This window comes from Shewanella sp. UCD-KL12, from assembly GCF_001957125.1.
Lineage (GTDB): Bacteria > Pseudomonadota > Gammaproteobacteria > Enterobacterales > Shewanellaceae > Shewanella.
This window is the reverse complement of record NZ_MPHJ01000006.1, coordinates 1-21937: the sequence shown is the minus strand read 5'-3', so window position 1 is coordinate 21937 and position 21937 is coordinate 1. Positions and strand designations below refer to the sequence as shown.

Annotated in this window: 18 protein-coding genes and 1 pseudogene; 13 read left to right on the top strand and 6 right to left on the bottom strand. The window is 42.9% G+C overall.

Annotation, left to right across the window (positions count from 1 at the left end; translation table 11 throughout):
• Positions 1 to 109 precede the first annotated feature (109 nt).
• The 5 genes from recN to barA form a co-directional block, all read right to left on the bottom strand.
• Positions 110 to 1771, bottom strand: a complete 1662-nt coding sequence (gene recN, locus BM736_RS12370; RefSeq protein WP_076412580.1) for a DNA repair protein RecN — start codon at positions 1769 to 1771, stop codon at positions 110 to 112.
• Between the two features lie 217 nt (positions 1772 to 1988).
• Positions 1989 to 2978, bottom strand: coding sequence for an AEC family transporter (locus BM736_RS12365; RefSeq protein ID WP_076412578.1), 990 nt, complete (start codon positions 2976 to 2978; stop codon positions 1989 to 1991).
• Positions 2979 to 3145: 167 nt separating this feature from the next.
• On the bottom strand, positions 3146 to 3451 hold the full coding sequence (locus tag BM736_RS12360) for a hypothetical protein (protein WP_076412576.1): 306 nt from the start codon (positions 3449 to 3451) through the stop codon (positions 3146 to 3148).
• Between the two features lie 36 nt (positions 3452 to 3487).
• A complete protein-coding gene (locus BM736_RS12355) occupies positions 3488 to 4093 on the bottom strand; it encodes a YjaG family protein (RefSeq protein WP_076412574.1) in 606 nt (201 codons plus the stop codon).
• On the bottom strand, positions 4068 to 6881 hold the full coding sequence (gene barA, locus BM736_RS12350) for a two-component sensor histidine kinase BarA (RefSeq protein ID WP_076412572.1): 2814 nt from the start codon (positions 6879 to 6881) through the stop codon (positions 4068 to 4070). The genes BM736_RS12355 and barA overlap by 26 nt, the downstream gene beginning before the upstream one ends.
• 97 nt (positions 6882 to 6978) lie before the next feature.
• Here barA and rlmD point away from each other — a divergent pair, with 97 nt between their 5' ends.
• From rlmD to rpoS, 13 genes are all read left to right on the top strand, one after another.
• Complete coding sequence (gene rlmD, locus BM736_RS12345; protein WP_076413012.1) at positions 6979 to 8340, top strand: 23S rRNA (uracil(1939)-C(5))-methyltransferase RlmD; 1362 nt, start codon at positions 6979 to 6981, stop codon at positions 8338 to 8340.
• 131 nt (positions 8341 to 8471) lie between these two features.
• Positions 8472 to 10679: a GTP diphosphokinase gene (gene relA / locus BM736_RS12340; RefSeq protein ID WP_076412570.1), complete on the top strand. Its 2208-nt coding sequence runs from the start codon at positions 8472 to 8474 to the stop codon at positions 10677 to 10679.
• A 348-nt stretch (positions 10680 to 11027) separates the two neighbouring features.
• On the top strand, positions 11028 to 11825 hold the full coding sequence (mazG, locus tag BM736_RS12335) for a nucleoside triphosphate pyrophosphohydrolase (RefSeq protein ID WP_076412568.1): 798 nt from the start codon (positions 11028 to 11030) through the stop codon (positions 11823 to 11825).
• Between the two features lie 113 nt (positions 11826 to 11938).
• Positions 11939 to 13576: a CTP synthase gene (locus BM736_RS12330; protein ID WP_076412565.1), complete on the top strand. Its 1638-nt coding sequence runs from the start codon at positions 11939 to 11941 to the stop codon at positions 13574 to 13576.
• A 130-nt stretch (positions 13577 to 13706) separates the two neighbouring features.
• Positions 13707 to 15008 carry a phosphopyruvate hydratase gene (gene eno, locus BM736_RS12325; protein WP_076412564.1) on the top strand — a complete coding sequence of 434 codons (1302 nt, stop codon included), beginning with the start codon at positions 13707 to 13709 and terminating at the stop codon, positions 15006 to 15008.
• Between the two features lie 156 nt (positions 15009 to 15164).
• Positions 15165 to 15455 (top strand): cell division protein FtsB, encoded by a 291-nt coding sequence (gene ftsB / locus BM736_RS12320; protein WP_076412562.1) that lies wholly within the window; start codon positions 15165 to 15167, stop codon positions 15453 to 15455.
• A gap of 35 nt (positions 15456 to 15490) precedes the next feature.
• Positions 15491 to 16189, top strand: a complete 699-nt coding sequence (gene ispD, locus BM736_RS12315) for a 2-C-methyl-D-erythritol 4-phosphate cytidylyltransferase (protein ID WP_076412560.1) — start codon at positions 15491 to 15493, stop codon at positions 16187 to 16189.
• 78 nt (positions 16190 to 16267) lie between these two features.
• Positions 16268 to 16753 carry a 2-C-methyl-D-erythritol 2,4-cyclodiphosphate synthase gene (ispF, locus tag BM736_RS12310; protein WP_076412559.1) on the top strand — a complete coding sequence of 162 codons (486 nt, stop codon included), beginning with the start codon at positions 16268 to 16270 and terminating at the stop codon, positions 16751 to 16753.
• Positions 16754 to 16795: 42 nt separating this feature from the next.
• On the top strand, positions 16796 to 17869 hold the full coding sequence (gene truD / locus BM736_RS12305) for a tRNA pseudouridine(13) synthase TruD (RefSeq protein ID WP_076412557.1): 1074 nt from the start codon (positions 16796 to 16798) through the stop codon (positions 17867 to 17869).
• Between the two features lie 110 nt (positions 17870 to 17979).
• Positions 17980 to 18729, top strand: a complete 750-nt coding sequence (gene surE, locus BM736_RS12300) for a 5'/3'-nucleotidase SurE (protein WP_076412555.1) — start codon at positions 17980 to 17982, stop codon at positions 18727 to 18729.
• Entirely contained in the window at positions 18726 to 19361 is a 636-nt protein-coding gene (locus tag BM736_RS12295) for a protein-L-isoaspartate(D-aspartate) O-methyltransferase (RefSeq protein WP_076412553.1), read from the top strand. Before surE ends, BM736_RS12295 begins: the two co-directional genes overlap by 4 nt.
• Positions 19362 to 19443: 82 nt before the next feature.
• Positions 19444 to 20352 (top strand): peptidoglycan DD-metalloendopeptidase family protein, encoded by a 909-nt coding sequence (locus tag BM736_RS12290; protein WP_306170165.1) that lies wholly within the window; start codon positions 19444 to 19446, stop codon positions 20350 to 20352.
• 76 nt (positions 20353 to 20428) lie between these two features.
• Positions 20429 to 21400 carry an RNA polymerase sigma factor RpoS gene (gene rpoS / locus BM736_RS12285; protein WP_076412551.1) on the top strand — a complete coding sequence of 324 codons (972 nt, stop codon included), beginning with the start codon at positions 20429 to 20431 and terminating at the stop codon, positions 21398 to 21400.
• A gap of 261 nt (positions 21401 to 21661) precedes the next feature.
• Here the strand turns inward: rpoS and BM736_RS12280 are convergent.
• Positions 21662 to 21937 (bottom strand): annotated as a pseudogene (locus tag BM736_RS12280) (IS4 family transposase); the annotation flags it as partial.

The window sequence follows — 21937 nt, the reverse complement described above, 5'->3', positions numbered from 1 at the left end:
CACGGTTTATACCGATTGGTATAATGAGCTTCCTTAAGACCATTGATACCCAATGTGGTTATTCAATGGTGTTAAGGAAAATATAGACCAAGGGTTAAGCGATATCCAACTAGAGCCTTAATAGTTCTTTGGCATTGGCGAGCGTGTTGGTAGTGATCTCATCCCCTCCAAGCAGGCGCGCTAACTCCTCAATTCTTTGCTCTTTGTCTAAAGACTTCATTGAGGTTTCTGTTTTACCAGAACGGTTTTTCTTATCGACAAACATATGCTGATGCCCGTTTCCAGCAACTTGTGGCAGGTGCGTGACACACAGTACTTGAGTCGACTCTCCCAGTTTTCTAAGCATTCGGCCAACGACTGCTGCGGTAGGGCCCGAGATCCCAACATCAACTTCATCGAAAATAAGGGTTGGAGTGGATACTTTTTTAGCTGTGATCACTTGTATGCCTAATCCTATGCGAGATAGCTCTCCCCCAGATGCTACTTTTGCGAGTGGCTGCATAGGTTGGCCTGGGTTAGTCGTGACCAGAAATTCGATAGAGTCACAGCCATTAGGTGAACTAAGCTCTTCATTGAACTCGACTGAGATAGTGAACTTTCCCTTGGGCATACTGAGTTCATGAATCGAATGGGTTACCTGCTTATCAAGCTCTTTTGCATAACGCATACGGCTTTGACTTAGCTTCTTAGCATGCACTAGATAACCTTGGCGACTTGCTTCAACCTGCATTTTTAGCTCATCAAGTGCGTCTTCATCGGAATCTAATGCGTTAAGCTCATCTTTTAGAGACTTGTGATGCTTAGCAAGCTCATTAGGCATCACATGATGTTTACGAGCAAGTTCCATCGTTTTAGTAAGTCGCTGCTCAAGATAAGCAAAGTGCTCTGGGTCTAACTCTAAACCTGCAAGATAACTTTCTAACTCACTACTACTTTCTTGAACCTGAATAAGGGACTCATTGAGCATGTTAACGACGTTCGTTAATAGTGGGTCATAACTCTCAATCTCTTGAGCTTGTGTTATTCCTGCATTAAGCAGTGATTCAACGCTGCCTTGATCGTTATCTTGTAAAATAAATAGCTCATTTTTACAGGCTTCAATGAGTGCTGTACCGTTAGCTAATTTCTTATGCTCAGCCTCTATCTCTTCGAATTCGCCAATTAAGAGATTAAACTCATCGAGCTCTTCAACTTGGTATTGGAGTAGCTGCTTACGCGCAATTCTTTCATGCTGTGATTGCTGTAATATTTTGAGTTCTTTTTCAACGAGTTTACACCTCTGATAACCCGCACTGACGGAATCGAGGAGCATTTTATGGTTAGCATAGCTGTCGAGCAGCGTAAGTTGATGCTCGCTCTTTAACATGGCGTGGTGCGCATGCTGGCCATGGATACCGATGAGGAGTTGCCCTAGGCTTTTAGCTTGAGTTAATGGTACTGGGTTGCCATTGATATAAGCCCTTGAGCGACCGTCACTGCTGACTGTGCGTCTGAGTATACATTCGTTGTCTAACTCAAGATCGTTATCTTCAAGCCAACGTTTAGCAACCGGAATATCATTCAATGAAAACCGAGCACTCACTTCGGCTTTATTGGCGCCAGGTCTCACAGTACTGGCATCAGCTCTATTACCTAAGCAGAGGCCTAAGGCATCGATTGCGATAGATTTACCTGCTCCGGTTTCACCTGTAATACTGGTCATTCCAGGTTTAAAATCTAATTCTAGAAAGCGCACGATAGCGAAATTATTGATGCTAAGTTGGCAAAGCATAATGACACCCTTTTAATGTACTGTGTTTTTAAACAGTATATACTGATTTTATATACAGTAAAGCTTTGTGTGATTTCCGTTCAATAAAACTATGGTGCAGGCTTGTACCTTATAGCGCTAAGAGCACATATCTTAGGAATAATTTAAGTACAAATTCAGGTACTAATTCAGATACCAACTCAGGTACCGACTCAAATATAAATCCCTATTGAGTGCTTTAAAGCTTGAGCAAATAATCAATTGCCGGCAAAGAGATGATACTTAATAGGGTGCCTAGCATGATGGCCTGAGCACTAATAGTTGATTTAACTCGGTAACGTTGTGCAAGTAAAAATACACTTGCTGCAGTGGGCAATGCCGCTAATAAAACGCCCATAATCAGTAACTCACCACTTACACCAAATAATCGTAATAACAGATAAGCTAGCACAGGCTGGATAATTAGCTTACAGAAATTTATCCAGATTAACTCTGCAACATGATTTAGTTTAGTTGTAGAAAATGAGCTTTTAGCTATTTTTGTGTCAAGGGAAGGCTTATCTTGGTCGCCACGTGCTTTGACTAGCACCATGCCTATAGCAAACAGGGCACATGGGCTCGATGTCATACCGATTTGGTGCAGCATGATTGAGAGAGATTGATTAACCTCAACATTAAGAGCTGATAAAGCGACACCTATGCTACTGCCAATCACGATTGGGTTTTGAATTAGGGACTGAGACACGATAATGATAGGTGAAGTTTGTTTTTGGCCTAGATACAGCTCTATGGTAACCAGTACAAAAGCAAAAACGATCACTGATAATAACGTGGCTATGGCTGCTGCGGTTAATGCATTTGGGTGTTGAGGAAACAAGATTGTGAGTAGCGGCATACCGATAAAAGCGCAATTACCAAATGTCGTGTTTAACGCGCGAAGGGCTGCAATATCTGTACGCCCTTTATTGGTTCGATAGGAAATAAATATAACCAGTAGGTAGGTGATCAACATCGCTAAGCTATAACCTGCAATAAAGCCCCACTGCATAATCCCATCTATCGGTGTCTCGGCTAAAGCAATCAGCATAATCGCTGGAAAAGCGATGTAATAAACGTATTGGTTTAACACTTGATCTGTGTCTGAGGACAAAATCCTCAACTTCTGAACGAATGAGCCTAAAAGCATGATCCCAAGAACGGCAAATAGTGGGGTAAAAATAGCGGGCATTAACTTCCTTCCTAATAGTTAACGTAAATGATTTGCTTAGATCGGTGTTACTTTGAACAGTGCTACTGTGAACGGTATTACTTTTAACGGTATTAGTCTGAGCGGTACTGCACCTATCAGTAAACTAAAGTACCACAACTATAGATGATGGCGAATTAGCGATAAGTTTAAGCTTGGTTAGCTTTTTGTCGGCGAGAGGAAACCTTACTCTTTTTTAACTTTATTGTTTTATGTTGTAAAGCTTTAGGCTTGGCAGAGATCGGGGGAGCTTTTTTAAGGCCAACCGTCACTTGGCGTGTAGCGAGTGGATCTTTAATGGGAGGCAGCACACCCAGCTCTAAGAAAAAGTTGACCTGACGTCTTAGTTCAAACAAGGAACCCACTCTACTTTGCTCACCTATAGTAAGCTTCCAAGTATCAGTAAGTCCCTCTGCATTTGTCAGTACAAAACCTTCATAAATCAATTTTCGCATGCTACAACAACCATAAAAGGTAAATAGGCCCTATTATTAGGCTTCTGGTCGCCCAATTCCTATGTTTGACACGCCTGCTTCAATTATCTCATTACGTAAAGACTTGATAAAATCTGCTTTTAGTTTTGGATTATCTTCAATCAACTGAAGCAGCATAGATTGTAGCTCTTTCTCTTCAACCATCACTTCATGATTAAAGATGTAGTCATCGAAGGCGTCTTCGTCAAGCTCTACATCAGAAATCGCTTCGATATAGTTGGCCACAGTACTAGAGGAGAGTTTACTGATATTAACGATATCTTCTTCGACTTTGCTTTGTATCGCACTTAGCAGTGCAATAAGTGCAGTTGCTGCATCCATTGCAGGGTACACACCATAGACATCATAGTCAGCGGGATCTGGCGTGTTTAGATCTAATCTCTCTAAATAGATATCGATATTGAGTTTGAGTTTATTATCGTAGACAGACTGCCAGAGAAGATTCAGGGTCGTATCCAACACTTGTGGATCGCCAAATTCACAAACTTCTGAAAAAAGTTGATAGTTAGGCAGCATGCGCTGGCATAGGGCGATGGCAAATACTTTCTTCTGCTGAAAGTCTAATGCTTTTACACGTTTAAAGAAGCCGAGTTTGTTTGTCATCTAATACATCCATTGATAACTGTGATATTACTTGATTTGCTGCCGATTCTACCTTAGTTAGCTCATCAAGTAACTCTAGTATTTCTGGTTCCACTTCTGCGATCACAGCGCCTTGCTTTAAGCTCGATTCAATCTGCTGACAAAGCTTCTGTGTTGTTGGCACACCGCAATAGCAGCTTGCCCCATGTAGCTTATGTACCGTTGCAAGCATAAGCTTGTCATCAAAGCTCGCCATAGCACTTTCGAGCTGCTCGGTAGTGTCAGGCAGGGAGTCAACGAGCATCTTAAGCATATCGAGGGCTAGATCACTCTTGTTGTTAGCTTGGGTTAAGCAGAGATCCCAGTTAAGGGTAAATTGATCGAAGTGAGTGAAGCGAGGACGTGTTTTCCAACGACTGATCACACTTTTTAGCGCAGCCTCATCAATCGGCTTGGGCAGATACCCGTCCATGCCACTTTGCTCTATTCTCTCTCTCTCTTCTGCAATAGCATGGGCAGTAACCGCGATGATTGGCGTATTACGGTTCAGGGAGTTTTGTCTAATCTGTTTCGTCGCACTGATGCCATCAGTTCCAGGCATCTGAATGTCCATAAAAATGAGGTCAAAGCTTTTCTCTTTAGCGAGAGCTATGGCCCCTTGGCCGCTATCAACAATAGATACGTGACTAACGAGCTCTTTGAGTAATGTATCAATAAGCTTAAGGTTTGCTGGATTGTCATCGACTGCAAGTACACTCATCGTTTCTCTGGAAATTGCATCAGATAACTTATATTGTTCTGACCCTTTTGGTTTTTCTGTATTCGGTTGAGGGTCGATAAGTGTTTGTGCGAGCAGCTTCTCCCCAACAGGCGCCGCGAGGACTTTATCTGCAAAGGGCAGTATGGTGTGAAGCTCGTGGTTGAGATCGCCACTGATGAAGAGCAAGTATCGACTTCTAGATTTAATCAATTCAAGTTGTGGCGCAAGCTCTTCGTCTTTATCTAAGCCTTTATTACTGATCAGAGCATAATCAAAATAGGTATCATTTTTCTTAAAGCTATGAATAAGTTGATCTTTTGAACGTAAGTTGGTGACTTGCATACCCCAATGTCTAACTTGGCGGTCTAAGGTATTATTAGATAACTCTCTTGGCTCAAGCAGTAACACTGTTTTATTGACTAGCTTATCGACTGCCTGAATCTGGCCTATGGGGTATTGACTGGTATTTAACGGTAACGTAAACCAGAATGTCGAGCCTGAGTTAGGCTTTGAGTTACAGCCAATTTGCCCACCCATACGATTCACTAAGCGTTTAGTAATAATCAGACCTAAACCTGTCCCACCAAAGCGACGAGATATTGATGAGTCGGCTTGTCCAAAAGCTTGGAACAGAAACTCTTGCTGACTTTCATCGATGCCGATCCCTGTATCAATCACTTCACAGCGAAGATTCACCTTCTCATTCTTCGACTCTATAAGTTGAAGCTTTAGGTGAACACTACCTATATCTGTAAATTTGATTGCATTGCCAACTAAGTTGGTGATGATTTGGCTTATACGCATTCCATCACCGGATAGATCTTCGGGTATCGATTGGTCAACATCGACGACTAACTCGATATTTTTCTCTCTCGCGCTATTTGAAAGCAAGGTGATGGTATCGTCTAAGGTTTCCCTTAGGGCAAAAGGCATATTTTCTAAGACCATTTTACCCGCTTCAAGTTTGGAGAAGTCGAGAATGTCGTTGATTATGCCAAGTAGGTTGGTCGCACTTTTCTCGATAGTATTAATGTAGTCTTGCTGACTGGAGTGAAGTGGTGTTTTTAATAGCTGCTTAGCAAAACCAATCACACCATTAAGTGGCGTTCTAAGCTCGTGGGACATATTTGCCAAGAATTCAGATTTTATTCTACTGGCTTCAAGCGCACGTTTTTTGGCTAAATCAAGCTCGACGTTTTGTATCTCAATCTGTTCTAAGGTTTCCCTTAAATCTGAGGTGGCCTGATCGATATTCTGTTGCATCTCTTCATGGTATTCATCGAGCGATCCCGCCATGGCGTTAATCCCCCGTTTGAGGAGATCAAGTTCACCGATAAAGCTACCATCAACTCGGGTATCAAGTTTACCTTCACGTATTTTGGCGACGACCCTAACCATCTCTGTGATGGGCTGGGTGACATTTTTAACCAGTCTAAAAGTAAACAATAGGTTGAGCTGAACACCGATCAATACAATGATGAAGGCAGCGACAGCCGCGCGATGTTGTTGTAATAGTGCATTCTCTTTATTAACCAGTACCGCGATATATCCAAGCTTTGTTGCGACGAGCCGTTCCGAGTCGGTGTCATCAACTGAGTTGAGGTGCAGTTCATTATCAGAGGAAAATATTGGCGTTCGAAGAATAATACTGTCACCAACCTGTTCTAGCTGGGTATTGAGCAAGCTAGTGAAGGGGTGATCGTAACGCATCATTTCATGATTTTTATAATGATGGGAGGTGACAACCACTCGATTATTGGTGTCAAAGATAGCGATGAATTGAACAAGTGAAGCTTTATTCAGTTGTGTTGCAGTGATCAGCTTTTTGGTGCTTTCAAAGTCATTTTTCTCAAGGCCTATCGCTGTTGCAATAGCGAGTGGCTCAATAATATTACTGCCTTGTTCAATGAGAGTTTGTTCGAGTTCATAGAAACGATTTATGGTAAAATAGCTGCCCAGTAGAATACCAACTAGAATTGTCGGCGCTAACGCAAGTACAAGTACCCAAGAGCGGAGACTGTATTTGGTCATGTTATCGGCATTATTCATTAAGTTAGCTAATCTACCAGTTTGTTGACAAACGTTTCACTAGACTGCCAGAAAGTGGTTGGTCTTGGCCAGTATTATTATTGATTTAGAGGCCTCAATGGCACAGTTTTTTAAAGCAAAACCAAACAGATCTAAGCAGATGGCAGCCAAAATGAGTCTACAGGTGACTCAGTTAGATCACTTAGGTGCAGGTATTGGCCACCATGATGGAAAAATCATATTCGTGCCAGGTGCTTTGCCAGGAGAAACGACTCAAGTTCAAGTGATTGAACAAAAGAAACGTCATGCTAGAGCCAAATTGCTTGACGTCGTTACTCCATCAGATGATCGTGTTTTGCCCCTGTGTCCGCATTATGAGCAGTGTGGTGGCTGTGACCTACAGCACCTAGATATTGATAAGCAGCGGCAACATAAAGAAGATGCCTTGGTCGATCTGATGGCGAAGCTGAGTAATGCACGCTCAGAGTCTCTTTCATCAGCCCTTGTTGGTGCGCCTTGGCACTATCGTCGCCGCGCGCGTCTTGCAACCTATTATGACAAAGGGACAAAACAGACAAGCTTAGGTTTTAGAGCGCAATCGAGTAAGCAAGTCATTAAAATCGACCAGTGCCCTGTGCTTGCTACGCCGCTTTCCGAGTTGATTTCACCTTTGTCGGCATTATTAAACAGCCTGTCAGGTAAAAAAGCCTTAGGTCATGTGGAGTTGATTGAAGCTGATAATGGTCTTTTCTCTGTGATTAGGACGACCAAAGAATTCTCGACTAACGATATCAATAAGGTCACTGAGTTTGCAAAGCAGCATCACGTTAAACTCATCATTCAAGGAAATGAATCTGATTTAACCTTGGTTGGTGATGAGTTGAAGTCGCTGGCAAATGGTGATGAAGACCTGCCCCATTATGGTCTCGGAGATGATGTGAAGCTTAGTTTCACTCCGGGTAATTTTGTCCAAGTCAATGCGCAGATGAACCAAGCTATGGTTGACCAGGCGGTAGATTGGCTGTCGGTGAAGGCTGATGAAAATGTGTTAGACCTTTTCTGTGGTGTGGGGAATTTCAGCCTACCTTTAGCGAAAAAAGGTGGAAAGGTGATCGGAGTTGAAGGGGTACCAGAGATGGTGCATCAAGCTAAGATTAATGCCAAGTTAAGTGATTTAACCAATGTCTCCTTCTTTCATACCGATCTCAGCGCTGATATCTCAAAGGAGCCTTGGCTTGGTAAAGTCGATAAGCTACTTTTAGACCCAGCAAGAGCGGGCGCGTTTGAAAGTTTGCAGTGGCTGAAGAAGATGAAGCCTAAGTCGATTGTTTATGTTTCTTGTAATCCTGCCAGTTTGGCAAGAGATAGTGAGCCTTTGCTCAAGCATGGCTACAAATTGGTCAAGTTAGGTTTAGTTGATATGTTTCCTCAAACCCACCATATCGAAGCCATGGCATTGTTTGAGTTAGATAAGAGCTGAAAAAATAGCTCATTAGCGCTTTAGTCAGCGTTTGTTAATTGACAATGCAACAGGAATGCTGAAGATAGGTAATTCTGTTTGGGAGGAATCCCTAACTCAATTTTATACATCAGATTAAGGACGTATTTCAGATGGTATCAGTTCGAGAAGCACACTTTAGTGATCCGGATTTCCAACTAGAGGAGTGGGTTAACCGTTACATCAGTGATACTGATGAAGCGCAAACTCTACTTGAACTGATCGGCCAGATTGAATCTATGGTGTCGCAAGCCTCTGAAAGCGATCTAAGTTTGACCCAGCGCGCGAGGGAGATGATAGAGATCTTAGCGCCATTGAATATGGATATTGAGACCCTTCAAGCTTCAGTACTCTTTGTCGTATATGAAGCTGGCATTCTCTCAAAAGAGGCGCTCGAAGAGACTTTTGGCAAGGAGTTGGCCACGCTGGTTTGTAGTGTTGAAACTATGAACGCTATAGGTGCATTAAAAGTTGATAACCAATCACGCACCGCTGAGCCTCAGATAGATAATATTCGCCGCATGTTACTGGCCATGGTTGAAGATGTCCGTGCAGTGGTTATCAAGCTCGCTGAGCGTATCTGTTTACTCCGTGAAATTAAAAATGCAGATGAAGAGACGCGGGTCTTGGTTGCGCGGGAAATTGCTGACATCTATGCACCACTTGCTAACAGATTGGGAATTGGTCAGTTAAAGTGGGAGCTGGAGGATATCTCTTTTCGCTACCTGCACCCAGAAACCTACAAAGATATAGCGAAGCAACTCGATGGTAAGCGATTGGATCGTGAAACCTTCATTGATGATTTTGTTACCCAGCTACAAGAGCGATTAGATAAAGATCAGATCAGAGCCAAAGTTTATGGTCGCCCTAAGCACATCTATAGCATCTGGAAAAAGATGAAGGGTAAAGATCTTAAGTTTGATGAGCTCTTCGATGTGCGTGCTGTCCGCATAGTGACAGATAGACTACAAGATTGTTATGGCGCCTTAGGCGTGGTGCACACCCTTTGGCATCATATTCCTCGTGAATTTGATGATTATGTTGCCAACCCAAAACCCAATGGCTATCAATCTATCCACACTATTGTCGTTGGCCCAGAAGGTAAGACAGTTGAAATTCAGATCCGTACCGAACAGATGCATGAAGATGCAGAGCTTGGGGTCGCCGCTCATTGGAAATATAAAGAGGGCACCAGTGGTGGTAAGCAGAGCGGTTATGAAGAGAAGATAAACTGGCTACGTAAGATTTTACAGTGGCAAGAGGATGTGGCTGAAAGCGGTAATTTAGTTGAAGAGGTGCGTAGTCAAGTTTTCGAAGATAGGGTCTATGTGTTTACGCCTAACGGTGAAGTGGTCGATCTTCCCCTTGGTTCAACTGTGCTAGATTTTGCTTACTATATTCATTCCCATGTGGGCCATAAATGTATTGGTGCAAAAGTTGACGGGCGTATCGTGCCATTTACCTATCAGGTAGAAACGGGGCAACGCATAGAGATCATTACCTCTAAGCACCCTAACCCTAAGCGTGACTGGCTAAACCCGAATTTAGGCTATATCCGCTCCTCCCGTGCTCGCTCAAAAATACAGCATTGGTTTAAGCAGCAAGACAGAGACAAAAATATCGTCGCTGGTCGTGAGATGCTTGAAACTGAGCTATCTCGTGCCGGGCTCAAGCTTAAAGATGCACAAACAGCAGTCGAGCGTTTTAACATGGTCAGCATGGATGATCTTTTGGCTGGGATCGGTGGTGGGGATGTTAGGCTCAATCAAGTCGTTAATCACGTTCAAAGTCAGATGCGCAAACATGAAGTGTCTGATGAGGAGGTTGTAGAGGACCTCGTTAAGAAAAGCCAAAGCAAAGGTGGAAGAAAAGGTAAAGGCCAGGTTGAAGTAAGTGGTGTCGGCAACTTGATGAGTCATATTGCAAAGTGCTGTCAGCCAGTACCTGGCGATGAAATCTTTGGCTTTATTACTAAAGGCCGTGGCATATCTGTTCACCGAGCTGATTGCGATCAGATAAAAGAGCTAACGCGTGCGCATCCTGAACGCGCAGTGGATGTTGTTTGGGGCGAGAACTACTCTGGTGGTTATAAAATTCGTTTACGGATTATTGCTAGTGACCGTTCAGGATTACTCCGTGATTTGACCTCAGTGCTGGCAGCTGAGAAAACGCATGTGATGGCAATGAGCTCATCATCAGATGTGAAAACGCAAACTGCGGCCATAGAGCTGGAGCTTGAGCTATATAATCTCGATGGCTTATCGAAAGTGCTGTCTAAGATAAATCAGGTTGACGGTGTTAGCGAAGCCAGACGGTTATAGATTAATCAGAGTGAATGATTATCTGATTAAATAAAGAAAGGCGGCTTTGGCCGTCTTTTTGTTGCAGTAATACCAGTTCTATTAAACATGTGATCAATTCAGAGCTTTCTCAGGGATTTCGATCCAAGACGCATCGTTGAAGAAATGGTTATTCCCTTTTGAGGCGGTGCAACGTAGGAGTGGAAGTCCTGAGAAGCTCACGAAGTGCGGGTTAAAAATCACTTTATGCTGCGCATGTGGCTTTCGAAATAGAATAACTATTAGTGTCAATCCACTTACTTGCCTACAGCGATTTTAACTCCCGCTGAATGGGCAACTCTTTAATAGAATTGGTATAAAAGGGATACGATGAAAACGAATGAAATTCAACCGCTACTAGATGTTATGTCAAAGCTTAGAGATCCTAAGTCCGGCTGCCCATGGGATCTGCAACAATCTTTTAGCTCTATCGTGCCTTTTACATTAGAGGAGGCCTATGAGGTGGCTGACACCATAGAGCGAATGGCACTCGATGAGCTACCTGATGAGTTAGGCGATCTGTTATTTCAAGTCGTGTTCTATTGTCAACTAGGTAAAGAGCAGGGCCTGTTTGATTTCAATGATGTGGTTGAGAAGATTTGCCATAAACTCACGTCACGACATCCCCATGTCTTTGGGTCGCTTAAAGGGGCGAGTGCGAAGGAGGTAAAAGATAATTGGGAGTCAATAAAGGCCAAAGAGCGACAAGATAAAGCGCTTTATTCGGTGCTTGATAATATTCCATTGAACTTACCCGCGTTATCTCGCGCTGTGAAGATCCAAAAGCGAGTTGCAAGAGTGGGCTTTGATTGGGCTGAGCTTGAGCCTGTGGTTGATAAAATTCATGAGGAGATCGAAGAGGTTTTACATGAGGTTAAGCAAGATGAGCCAATCAAAGCGCAGGTCGTTGATGAGATGGGCGATCTACTTTTTGCCGTTACTAACCTTGCAAGGCATCTAGGGGTTGAACCTGAGCAAGCTTTAAGGCAGGCAAATACAAAGTTTGAACGTCGCTTTAGAGGGGTTGAAGCCTTAGCGAAAGAGAGTGGAAAGCCGATGCAAGCCCATAGTTTGACGGAATTAGATCACTATTGGGATAAAGTAAAGAGAAATGAAGTATGCAAATAGATAAAAATTTCGCTTAACATGTTTGTCGAAGCGCTAGGTATTTGCTACAATAACGCCCCGTCCTAGTGCTTTCTTACAAGCACATATTTCCAACTCATTTTCTCAGGTTCAGAATGACTACAAGGTATATCTTCGTTACTGGTGGCGTGGTTTCATCACTAGGTAAAGGCATTGCAGCGGCATCGCTTGCAGCAATTTTAGAGGCTCGAGGCCTAAACGTAACCATTATGAAGCTGGATCCTTACATTAACTTGGATCCAGGCACGATGAGCCCTACGCAACACGGGGAAGTGTTTGTTACTGAGGACGGCGCTGAAACAGATCTCGATCTGGGTCACTATGAGCGCTTTATCCGTACCAAGATGAATCGTCGTAATAACTTCACTACAGGCCGTATTTATGAAGAAGTACTTCGTAAAGAGCGTCGTGGTGATTACTTAGGTGCGACCATTCAGGTTATCCCGCATATTACTAATGCGATTAAAGAGAAAGTACTTGCTGGTGGCGAAGGGCATGATGTCGCTATCGTAGAGATTGGTGGCACAGTCGGTGACATCGAATCACTACCATTTTTAGAATCAATTCGTCAGTTGGGTGTTGAACTAGGGCGTGAACGCACCTTGTTTATGCATCTAACATTAGTACCTTTCTTAGGTGCTGCAGGTGAAGTTAAAACTAAGCCGACACAACATTCAGTGAAAGAGCTTCGCTCCATCGGTATTGCACCTGATGTACTGGTTTGTCGTGGTGATCGTGCTATCCCTGCAAATGAAAAAGCTAAAATTTCACTCTTCTGTAATGTTGAAGAGCGCGCTGTTATCTCGCTTAAAGATGTTGATAGTATCTACAAGATCCCAGCTTTACTTAAAGCACAGGGCCTTGATGACCTAGTGACTAAGCGTTTTGGTATTGAGTGTAAAGAAGCCGATCTTCACGAGTGGGAACAGGTTATCTATCAAGAGGCCAACCCAACGGGTGAAATCACTATCGGCATGGTCGGCAAGTATATCGAGCTACCAGATGCCTATAAGTCAGTTAACGAAGCATTAAAGCATGCTGGCCTGTTTAACCGTGTGTCGGTCAATATTAAGTATATTGATTCACAAACTGTTGAAGCTAAAGGCGAAGAAGAGCTTCAAGGCTTAGATGGTATCTTAGTACCAGGTGGTTTTGGCGAGCGTGGTGTTGAAGGTAAGATCCTTGCTGCAAAATATGCACGTGAAAACAACCTGCCATACTTTGGTATCTGCCTTGGTATGCAAGTTGCCCTTATTGAGTTTGCTCGTAATGTTGCTGGCCTTGAAGGTGCGCACTCTACTGAGTTTAACAGTGAGTCTCCGCATCCAGTAGTTGGCTTAATCACTGAGTGGCTCAACGAAGATGGTGCTGTTGAGCAGCGTCATGAAGAGTCTGACCTAGGTGGCACTATGCGTCTAGGTGCTCAGCTTTGTCACCTTGAAGAGGGCAGTAAAGCGGCTGAAGCATACAAAGGTAACTCTTGTGTTGAACGTCACCGTCATCGTTTTGAAGTGAACAACAACTATAAAGAACGTTTAGAGCAAGCTGGTTTAATATTTAGTGGTCTGTCTTCAGATCGCCAGCTTGTTGAGATGATTGAGCTGCCAAACCACCCTTGGTTTGTAGCAGGTCAATTCCACCCTGAATTTACATCAACCCCTCGTGATGGTCAGCCATTATTCGTAGGTTTCGTTGCTGCAGCCGCCGCGTATCAAAAACGCGATTTAGGCTAAACCAGATAAAAAGAGCCGCTTCCAATAAATGGAAGCGGCTTTTTTGGTTTTTGGTGATGTAAATTTGAGTGATCCAATTTCAGTTTTACTTTATTTTCAATTTAATTTTTAAACTTAAACCGAGGAAATTATGGCTAAAATTATTAATGTCATTGGTCGCGAAATCATGGATTCTCGTGGTAACCCAACTGTTGAAGCAGAAGTTCATTTAGAAGGTGGATTCATGGGCATGGCTGCAGCACCATCTGGTGCATCTACAGGTAGCCGTGAAGCACTAGAACTGCGTGATGGTGACAAAGCACGTTATTTAGGCAAAGGTGTATTGAAAGCTGTTGAAGCTGTCAATGGTCCTATCGCAGACGCGCTAAAAGGAAAAGATGCGACTGCGCAAGCTGAACTTGATCAAATCATGATTGATTTAGATGGCACAGAAAACAAAGCTAAGTTTGGCGCTAACGCTATCCTAGCTGTGTCTCTTGCGGCAGCGAAAGCGGCTGCAGCGTTTAAAGGTGTACCTTTATACGCACATATTGCTGACCTAAATGGTACTCCAGGTGTTTACTCTATGCCATTACCTATGATGAATATCATTAATGGCGGCGAGCATGCAGATAACTCTGTTGATATCCAAGAGTTCATGGTTCAACCTGTTGGTGCTGCAAACTTCCGCGAAGGCCTACGTATGGGCGCAGAAGTATTCCACAGCTTAGCTAAAGTACTTAAGGCTGATGGTCACTCTACAGCTGTTGGTGATGAAGGTGGATTCGCGCCAAACCTACCATCAAACGCATCTGCTTTGGCTGCAATTAAAGTTGCAGTGGCAAATGCAGGTTACGAGCTAGGTAAAGACATCACATTAGCGATGGATTGTGCTGCCTCTGAGTTTTATGACAAAGAAGCGAACATCTATGACCTTAAAGGTGAAGGTAAGAAGTTCACTTCAGAAGAGTTCAACTTCTTCTTGCAGGATCTAACTAAAGAATACCCGATAGTTTCTATTGAAGATGGTCTTGATGAGTCTGATTGGGACGGTTTCGCACACCAAACTAAACTAATGGGTGATAAAATCCAATTAGTTGGTGATGATCTATTCGTAACAAACACTAAAATTTTGAAGCGTGGTATCGACAACGGTATTGCTAACTCAATCCTAATTAAGTTCAACCAAATCGGTTCATTGACTGAAACTTTAGCTGCTATCAAGATGGCTAAAGATGCAGGCTTCACTGTTGTTATCTCTCACCGCTCAGGTGAAACTGAAGATGCGACTATTGCTGATTTAGCTGTGGGTACAGCTGCAGGTCAGATCAAAACGGGTTCTTTAAGCCGTAGTGATCGTGTTGCTAAGTACAACCAACTACTTCGTATCGAAGAGCAGCTTGGTGAGAAAGCACCATACCGTGGTCGCAGCGAGGTAAAAGGACAAGTATAACTGGCTAATAACTGCATTAATGCGAGCTATCACTGGCATTAATTGCACTTAAGCGAGGTTTAATTGTCTCTTAAATGAAAAGGTCACCACTGGGTGGCCTTTTTTGTTGTATTATCACGGCAGACTTGCTGAACATTGGTGTGATGAAAATTAACTATGAAACGGTTTCTACTTGTATTAATCAGCCTGTTAGCTGTGCTCCAGTACCAGTTATGGTTTGGTGTAAACAGTTTGCCTGGCTCTGTACAACTTAGAGAGCAGATTGCTGTCCAGCAGGAGAGCAATGCTAAGCTTGTTGCTCGCAATCAAGTATTACGTGAAGAGATAATTGATCTAAGAAGCGGCACAGAGGCGCTTGAGGAGCGAGCGCGTAATGAGCTCGGTATGGTCAAGAAAGGTGAAACATTTTTTCGCGTTGTTGGTGAACGCTTAAAGCCTGCCAACTAAAGCGTTGCAGCCAGAAATTAGCAGATATCAAATTAATGAATAACTCCATAGACAAGATTATTGCAATTGTACCAGCTGCCGGTATTGGTAGTCGGATGGGGGCTCAAATCCCTAAACAATATTTAGAATTAGATGGAAAGTCGATTTTGGCATTAACCTTAGAGTTATTACTAAGCCATGCAAAAATTGATCGTGTTATTGTCGCACTACACCCCAAGGATAGCTATTTTTCATCTCTGGCTATAGCAAACCATTCTAAGTTACAAACAGTGGTTGGCGGCGGTGAACGTGCCGATTCGGTGTTAGCATGTCTTAACCATATTGATGAGCCTTGCTGGGCTATGGTGCATGATGCTGCTCGCCCCTGTTTGACTCATAGTGATATCGACAAACTCATTGACTCAACTGATACGTTTCCTCAGGGGGCTATTTTGGCTTCTCCCGTTAGAGATACTATGAAGCGTAGCGATAAGCAGGGCAATATCACCCATACGGTCTGTCGAGAATTGTTATGGCATGCTTTGACGCCGCAATATTTCCCGGCTGATGCGTTAAAAGAAAACTTGAGTCTGGCGTTAGCGGCAAAAGCCAATATCACAGATGAAGCATCAGCAATGGAGTGGGCGGGGATCTCTCCTGGCCTCGTTAACGGACGAGTCGATAATATTAAAATTACTCACCCTGATGACTTACAACTCGCCGCCTTATTTTTAAGCCAGCGTACTAAAGGCTAGCTAACAAAGTCATAGTTTAATTGATAAACATGTTCAATCATTATAAAGAATTGAGCTTGCTACTATTTTGGATTTGAAATGAATATACGTATTGGTCATGGTTTCGATGTACATAAATTTGGTGGCGATAACCCCCTGTTATTAGGCGGTGTACACGTACCCTATGAGTGTGGCTTGATAGCGCACTCTGATGGAGACGTTGTTTTACACGCTATTTCAGATGCACTCTTAGGTTCATTAGCATTAGGGGATATAGGTAAACATTTTCCTGATACCGATAAAGCGTTTAAGGGGGCTGACAGCCGCCAGCTAATGCGTCACTGTTATCAGTTAATAAAAGATAAAGGTTTTGTACTAGGTAACTTAGATGTGACCATTATTGCTCAGGCACCTAAAATGGCACCACATATTGAAGCCATTAGACAAGTAATAGCAGAAGACCTATTGAGTGATCTAGATTGCATCAATGTTAAGGCTACTACCACAGAAAAGCTCGGGTTTACTGGGCGAAAAGAGGGGATCGCAGTCGAGGCTGTTGTTCTTGTATCTAAGCTTAATAAATAAATCGCCAGAAAAGCTAAACCCATTTGAGATTATAAAAAAACCATGATTGAACTCCATTATTTGCACGGCAAACCAATAGCAAAAGCAGATTTAAGATCAGTAAACAGTGACTTTATTGTTCAAGAGATCTTGCCTTTCTCTCCAACAGGCGAGGGAGAGCATCATCTGCTTCATATTCGTAAAGATGGTTTGAACACTGCTGATGTTGCAAAAATCCTCTCTGGCTTTGCGCATGTTCACCCTAAAGAGGTGACCTATGCGGGCCAAAAAGATAAGAATGCTGTGACTGAACAGTGGTTTGGCGTTCGAATTCCTGGCAAAGAAACACCTGAATGGGCAAGCTTGAACAGTGAACAAATCACCATTTTATCCAGCAGTAGGCACAGTAAAAAGCTGCGTATCGGTGCATTGGCCGGCAACCGTTTTACTTTGACGTTACGTAATGTAACCAATATCAGTGATGTGATAGCGCGTTTAGATAAAATCAAACAAACAGGCGTCCCCAATTATTTTGGTGAGCAACGTTTTGGTCATGATGGAAAAAATTTAGTTTTTGGCCGACAGATGTTTACTGGGCGCAAAGTAAAAGACAGAAAGAAACGCAGCATGTACCTTTCAGCTGTACGCTCATATCTGTTTAATGTGGTCGCTTCTGCAAGACTTGCTGAGCATGGGTTAGGGAATCTTGCTGGTGACAGTGTCATGCTGGCAGGAAGTCGTAGCTACTTTACTGCACAGCTGTGGGATGAGCCGCTATTAAAGCGATTAGCTGATAAGGATATTCAGTTATCAGCGCCTATGTGGGGAAGAGGGCAGGTGCTTGCTCAAGGTGATGCTGGAGAGTTTGAGTCTCAAGTACTCGCTGAGTTTGTTGCTGACTGTGATGGTTTAGAACATGCTGGTCTAGAGCAAGAGCGCAGACCTTTGATGCTTGAGCCACAAAACCTCTCATATCAACAAGAAGGTGATGATGTCATCATCTTAAAGTTTGCCCTTCCTGCAGGCAGCTTTGCTACTTCATTTTTACGTGAGTTGTTTGATTATGAAGACGTAAAAGAGCGGGAGTTTCGCCAGCGTCAAATAGAACGGCGTGAGCAGGAAGCTTCTCAAGAGTAACTCTGGCTTTAACCGCCCTGACTTTAAGCATTAAGCTGGTTGCCAGATTTGGCTGGTAACTTTGCCTTTTAACTTTGACCTTTAATAATAAAATTTCAAGTGGATTAGTAATGATTAAGATTCTTGTAAGTAATGATGATGGTGTCACAGCACCTGGTATAAAAGCGCTGTCGGATGCATTATCTGAGTCTTATCAAGTGATGACAGTAGGGCCTGATCGTAATTGCTCAGGTGCTAGTAACTCTTTGACCTTGACTAACCCTTTGAGAATTAATACTTTAAGCAGTGGTTTCGTTTCAGTCAGTGGTACGCCTACAGATAGTGTTCACCTTGCAATACGGGAGTTATATCCTGATGAGCCTGATATGGTTGTGGCAGGGATCAATGCTGGCGCTAATTTAGGCGATGATACACTCTATTCTGGTACCGTTGCCGCTGCCATGGAGGGACGATTTTTAGGCTTACCAGCAGTAGCTGTCTCATTGGTAGGGGCTAATCTTGAGCATTATGATACCGCGGCTTTCTTTGCGTGTAAGATTATTGCCGGCTTACTTAAAAAGCCCATAGCACAAGATCAGATCCTTAATATCAATGTGCCTGATCTCCCCATAGAGAAGATTAAAGGTATAAAAGTGACACGTCTAGGCGCTAGGCACAGAGCGGCTGGAATGATAAAAGCTCAAGACCCTGCAGGCAGAGATATCTATTGGTTAGGCCCACCAGGTGATGAGCAAGATGCATCAGAGGGAACAGACTTTCATGCCATAACCAATGGTTATGTCTCTGTCACCCCGTTAACCGTTGATCTCACAGCTTTTGAAAGAATTACACCACTGCAAGAATGGATTGATACGATATGAATGGCGCTGCTACGACATTAGCCCTGAATCTAGCTCGAAGTTTACATGAGTCAGGTATTAAGAGTGAGAAGGTACTACAGGCTGTAGCCAGTACACCGAGAGAAACATTTCTTGATGCCGCCTTAGGGCATAAAGCTTATGAAAATACAGCTTTACCGATAGGACAAGGGCAAACGATATCTCAGCCCTATATTGTCGCTAGAATGACTGAATTATTGTTAGGCAATGATCCCTCTAGAGTGCTTGAGATTGGTACAGGTTCTGGTTATCAAGCCGCAATACTTGCGCAACTTGTGCCAGAGCTGTGCACTGTTGAGCGGATTAAAGGGTTACAAATTCAGGCAAGGCAGAGATTGAAACGCTTAGATTTGCATAATATTTCGTTTAAGTATGGAGATGGCTGGAAGGGATGGCCTAATAAAGGTCCTTTCGATGCGATCATGGTTACAGCGGCTGCGACGAGTGTTCCTGAGGCCTTGCTTACTCAACTGGCTGATGGAGGGGTGTTAGTTATTCCTGTAGGGGATGAAGCTCAACAACTGCTTAAAGTTGTCCGCCAAGGTGATACTTATACTTCAGAGGTGGTTGAAATGGTTCGCTTTGTGCCACTTATCAATGGCGAGCTTGCCTAAGTTGATGGCTTTTGGGGTCAATAACTTCTATTCATTATCTTTTTGCCGCTAACTCTTTGCCGCTTTATTTTAGGAGCTTTTCTTGATTACTAGATTGAAGTACCAGCATCTACTTCTATTACTTCTATGTAGCTTTTTTTCTGGTTGTAGTTTTCAATCAGATAGACCCGCTCCAGTCGCTAATGTTTCCACTCCCGTGACGACTGCTTATAATAAAGGTGCATTAAAATCTGATTTTTATGTCGTTAAGAAAGGTGACACACTCTACTCAATTGCATGGGCTTCCAATAATGATTTTGTTGATTTAGCTAATAAAAACAAGCTGAAACAGCCTTATACCATTTACCCCGGTCAGCGTCTTAATCTGAATATGACACGAGCTGTTACAAATAGCCAAACGTCTAGACCTGTTACTAATACTCCGTCTAAAGTTGCAATGACAAAGAGTGAAAGTGTTAAAAAACAACAGTCTACAGCATCATCGGCAGTAAAAAATAAGCCAGAAGTGCCTAAAAAGAAACCACTTGATCAACCACAGCAGTCTGCGTATTCTGTAACGACTGGTCAACAAGATATTAACAAGCCTATCCACAGAGCAGAGACTCAGCTCCCTAAAAAGGTAAGCAGGTGGTTTTGGCCCGTTAAAGGAAAGTTGATTGGACGTTTCTCTGCGAGTGAGCAGGGAAACAAAGGGATTAAGATTGCTGGCAATCGGGGAGACATCATTAAGTCTGCTGCCGATGGACGAGTGGTCTATGCTGGGAGTGCTTTACGTGGTTATGGTAATTTAGTGATTGTTAAACATAGCGATGATTACTTAAGTGCTTATGCCCATGCAGATAAAATCTTAGTTAAAGAGAAGCAGTTTGTTGCAGTTGGGCAAACATTAGCAAAAATGGGTAATACAGGTACCGATCGGGTCATGTTACATTTTGAGATCCGTTATCATGGGAAGTCTGTTGACCCACTTAAATATTTACCTAAACAATAGTGGTTTAGGAGCCATTTTGGCATTTGGAGGATAGTACAGTGCAGTAGTTTAATTTGAAAATTTGGGAGATCATTTTATGGGTCGTAGAAAAAGTACCGCAGTAGCGGAGCCGTTAGTGGACTTGTCGAAGAACGAGTCTGACGTTAATTTAACTAAAGGGAATAAATTACAAGAAGCTGAACTTGAACAGCAGGTTCAAGATGATTTACAAAAAAACCTTGATGCAACTCAACTGTATTTAGGTGAAATTGGTTTTTCCCCCCTATTAAGTGCGGAAGAGGAAGTGTACTTTTCACGTAAAGCTTTAAAAGGCTGTGGCAAGTCACGTAACCGCATGATCGAAAGCAATCTAAGGCTTGTCGTTAAGATTGCCCGCCGTTATAACAATCGTGGATTAGCTCTGTTAGACCTCATTGAAGAGGGGAACTTAGGATTAATTCGTGCCGTTGAAAAATTTGATCCTGAGAGAGGTTTTCGTTTCTCAACCTATGCAACTTGGTGGATAAGACAAACTATTGAACGTGCGATCATGAATCAGACTCGAACGATCCGTTTGCCTATACATGTAGTTAAAGAGCTTAATGTATATCTAAGAACCGCTAGGGAGCTTGCGCATAAGTTGGATCATGAGCCTACAGCTGAAGAAATTGCAGATAAACTCGATCTGCCAAGTTCTGATGTTAGCCGCATGCTTAAGCTTAATGAAAGAATTACCTCAGTCGATACACCACTAGGTGGTGATAACGATAAAGCATTGCTCGATGTACTTGCTGATGATGATAATGTTGGTCCTGATTATAAAGTTCAAGATGAAGATATGTCTAAGTCTGTTGTTAAATGGCTTGATGAACTGAATACCAAACAAAGAGAGGTGTTAGCGCGCCGTTTTGGGTTATTGGGGTATGAACCATCTACGCTTGAGAATGTTGGTAAAGAGATTGGCTTGACCCGCGAACGTGTTCGTCAAATCCAGGTGGAAGCATTAAAACGTCTTAAAGATCTGCTTGGCGCACAGGGTTTATCAGTTGAAGCCATTTTTAAAATTTAGACTGAAATATTTAGAATTAGTAATAAGCAGCTTATCCCACGCATTTTAGAGTATTCTTTTTGGGAAAGTGGTTTTTAAAGATAACACTCAAGAAGCTAGCGCTTTTGTTGTGAGTAACATGCTTTAAATGATGATGTATTGGTGATAGATTTTTTATTCGGCTAAATATCGCACAGAATTAGCCTGCAGTTTTAAGCGTCACATATCAGTATTACTACAAAAAAAAGCGCACTTTACAGTGTAATGCTATTCGGATAAGCACTACTGCTTATATTTAAGTGGATAGCGGCTGGGTATATAGAGCACTGAACGTGGATATGTTCGGTGCTTTCTTTTATCTGGAAGGATAAAGTGTTTTATATCGGCCCGCATTTGCTTCAGCTTAGCTGGCAACTTCCCATCAGGTGATAAAGCAAGCCATCTTAATTGAGTGTCTATCAAGCTTATCGCTGCGGTAAAGCTAATACGGGTGGGTGCAACTTTGGCTTCTTTTGCTATCGCTACCATTTCTAAGCGAACCAGATTATAAGCGATAAG